The organism is Novosphingobium sp., assembly GCF_036733805.1.
Taxonomy (GTDB): Bacteria; Pseudomonadota; Alphaproteobacteria; order Sphingomonadales; family Sphingomonadaceae; genus Novosphingobium.
Map to the genome: position 1 here is coordinate 1 of NZ_DAIMZT010000125.1, position 2979 is coordinate 2979.

The window sequence follows — 2979 nt, forward strand, 5'->3', positions numbered from 1 at the left end:
TGGCCTTGCCCTGCATCGCCTTCATCGTCTGGCCGACGAAGAAGCCGAACAGCGCTTCCTTCCCCGCCTTATACTGCGCGACCTTGTCGCCATTCTGGCTAAGCACCTGGGCCACCGCCGCCTCGATCGCGCCGGTATCTGAGGTCTGCTTCAGCCCCTTTTCCTCGACGATCTTCGGTGCGCTGTCGCCGGTTTCGAGCATGATCTCGAACACCTGCTTGGCGATCGTGCCACTGATCGTGCCATCCGCGACCAGCGCGAGCAGCTCCGCGCCCGCTTCCGGGTTGACCGGGCTGTCGTCCAGCGTCTTGCCGAGCCGGTTGAGCGCGCCGTACAACTCCGACAGCAGCCAGTTGGCGGAAGCCTTGGCGACTTCGCCCTCGCTCTTCTTCTGGATGCGCGCACCCTCGGCCAGCAGCGCCTCGAACCAGCGCGCGGTGTCGGCGTCGGCCGTCAGCGTCGCGGCATTGTAAGCGGAAAGGCCAAGCTGCTCCTCATAGCGGCGGCGCTTGGCATCCGGCAGTTCGGGCAGCGACTGGCGGCATTCCTCCAGGAACGCATCGTCCAGTTCCAGCGGCAGCAGGTCGGGATCGGGGAAATAGCGATAGTCGTGCGCGTCTTCCTTCGACCGCATGGACCGCGTTTCATTCTTGTCCGGATCGTAGAGGCGCGTCTCCTGCACGATCTTGCCGCCGGCCTCCAGCACATCGACCTGACGGCTGGCCTCATATTCGACCACCGCCATGACGAAGCGAACCGAGTTCACATTCTTTGTTTCGGTGCGAGTTCCAAATTCCTCACCGGGCTTGCGGACCGAGACGTTTACGTCGGCGCGCATCGAGCCCTGATCCATATTGCCGTCGCACGACCCGACATAGCGCAGGATCGTCCGCAGCTTCGACAGGTAAGCCCCGGCTTCGGCGGGCGAGCGCATGTCCGGCTTCGACACAATCTCCATCAGCGCCACGCCCGAACGGTTGAGATCGACATAGGAGCGGGTCGGATGCTGGTCGTGCATCAGCTTGCCTGCATCCTGCTCGACATGGATGCGCTCAATCCCGATCACCTTGGTTTCGGCGTCGGGATTCTTCTCGTCGAGATTGATCTCGATCTCGCCCTCGCCGACCAGCGGATGGTAGAGCTGGCTGATCTGATAGCCCTGCGGCAGATCGGCGTAGAAATAATTCTTACGATCGAAGCGTGACCATTTGTTGATCTTGGCGTCGATCGCCATGCCGGTGCGCACCGCCTGGCGGATGCACTCGCGGTTGGGCACGGGCAGCATGCCGGGCATGGCCGCGTCGACCAGCGACACCTGCGTGTTCGGCTCCGCGCCGAAAGCCGTGGCCGCGCCGGAAAAGAGCTTCGCCTGGCTCGTCACCTGCGCATGGACTTCCAGGCCGATCACGACCTCCCACTCGCCGGTTGCGCCCTGAATGCGATAGGTTGATTCAGTCATATTGATCCATTTCGGGAGTGATAAGGGGAACCGTCGGGAAATATTTCCGGTAACGATCCCTGTCTCGCGTCAAAATCGTAGCACCTGCCGACAAAGCATGCCCGCCAATGAAAAAGTCTGCCAAAATAGCCTTGGGCAAGCCCTCGCGTTTCTCCGTTTTTCTTCTTTGTTCGAGATACCGTTGATAGGCTTCGCCAGCCAGATAGCCGGCTTCAATGGAAAGCGGTTCAGTCCGAATGAGCATGGCGGTCATTATATTGCCAAAATCATCAAATGAGCCAATCCACGGTGCAGCCTCTCCCACCACCACGGGATTTATCACTAGGTCGGCACCGAAGACCGCTCGCTGCAAGTTGAGGGAAGACCATTCAAACCAGATCGGATCACGATTGAACACGTCGATGAGAACATTGGCATCGACCAAAATCACGGTTCTTCATCACCACGAATTTCGCGCATATAGTCATCGGTACTTTGCCCGGTGGCATATTTCCCTGCGACGGCCATGATCGCTTCCCGCATCCGCCTTACCCGCTCTTCGGCATCCTCCGGCCCGAATCCCAAAGGTGCAATCACAACCTTTCCATCCTCATTCACCATGACTTTGTAAGGCTGCCCAGGCGCTAATCCAGCAGCCTCACGCATGGCTTTGGGAATGAGAACCTGTCCTTTACTGGTCATGGTTCCAGTTTCGATTTTCGTCGGCGCGTTCATCGCTTCCTCCAGTGTTACCAAGGTAACACTTTCAGTTCTTCCTTACCACCACTTCTCCGGCCGCGCCATAAAGCCCGCACGTTCTTCAATCGCGAGGCCCGCGTTCAGCACGGTCTGCTCGTCCAGCGCCTTGCCGATGATCTGGAGCCCCAGCGGCAAGCCTTGCCCGTCCAGTCCGCCCGGCACCGCCATTGCGGGCAAACCGGCAAGCGAAGCCGGAACGGTGAAGACGTCGTTCAGATACATGGCGAGCGGATCGGCCTGCTTCTCGCCCAGCGCGAAGGAGGCGCTCGGCGCGGTCGGCGTCAGCAGCAGGTCGCACTTCTCGAACGCCTGCTCGAAATCGCGCGCGATCAGCGCCCGGACCTTCTGCGCCTGCGTATAATAAGCGTCGTAGAAGCCCGCCGACAGCACATAGGTGCCGATCATGATGCGGCGCTTGACCTCCGGCCCGAAACCGGCGGCGCGGGTCGCGGCATACATGTCCTGCAACCCCGCCCCATCGGGCAGGTCACGCTGACCGTAGCGCACGCCGTCATAGCGGGCGAGGTTCGAGGAAGCCTCGGCAGGCGCGATGATATAATAGGTCGGCAGCGCATATTTGGTATGCGGCAGCGACACTTCCACCACCTCGGCGCCCGCGTCCTTCAGCCATTCGATGCCGCGATCCCACATGGCGGAGATTTCCGCGTTCAGGCCATCGGGGCGATATTCCCTGGGAATGCCGACCTTCTTGCCCTTGAGATCGCTCGACAAATTGGCCTCCCACTGGGGCACGGCCAGATCGAGCGAGGTCGAATCCTTGG

Annotated in this window: 4 protein-coding genes; all 4 read right to left on the reverse strand. The window is 60.6% G+C overall.

Going from position 1 to position 2979, the window contains the following annotated elements:
- Positions 1-1459, reverse strand: a 1459-nt coding sequence (gatB, locus tag V7D69_RS15690; RefSeq protein ID WP_333606294.1) for an Asp-tRNA(Asn)/Glu-tRNA(Gln) amidotransferase subunit GatB, incomplete at its 3' end; no start/stop codon positions are given.
- A complete protein-coding gene (locus V7D69_RS15695) occupies positions 1452-1889 on the reverse strand; it encodes a type II toxin-antitoxin system VapC family toxin (RefSeq protein ID WP_333606295.1) in 438 nt (145 codons plus the stop codon). The genes gatB and V7D69_RS15695, both read right to left, overlap by 8 nt.
- Entirely contained in the window at positions 1886-2173 is a 288-nt protein-coding gene (locus tag V7D69_RS15700; protein ID WP_333606296.1) for an AbrB/MazE/SpoVT family DNA-binding domain-containing protein, read from the reverse strand. The genes V7D69_RS15695 and V7D69_RS15700 overlap by 4 nt, the downstream gene beginning before the upstream one ends.
- 42 nt (positions 2174-2215) lie before the next feature.
- The coding region (locus tag V7D69_RS15705; protein WP_333606297.1) for an amidase family protein at positions 2216-2979 on the reverse strand (764 nt) is incomplete at its 5' end.

What these genes read in the sequence shown, in the direction of transcription:
- V7D69_RS15700 (WP_333606296.1), bottom strand. Translation starts at nt 2,173, where the DNA reads ATGAACGCGCCGACGAAAATCGAAACTGGAACCATGACCAGTAAAGGA.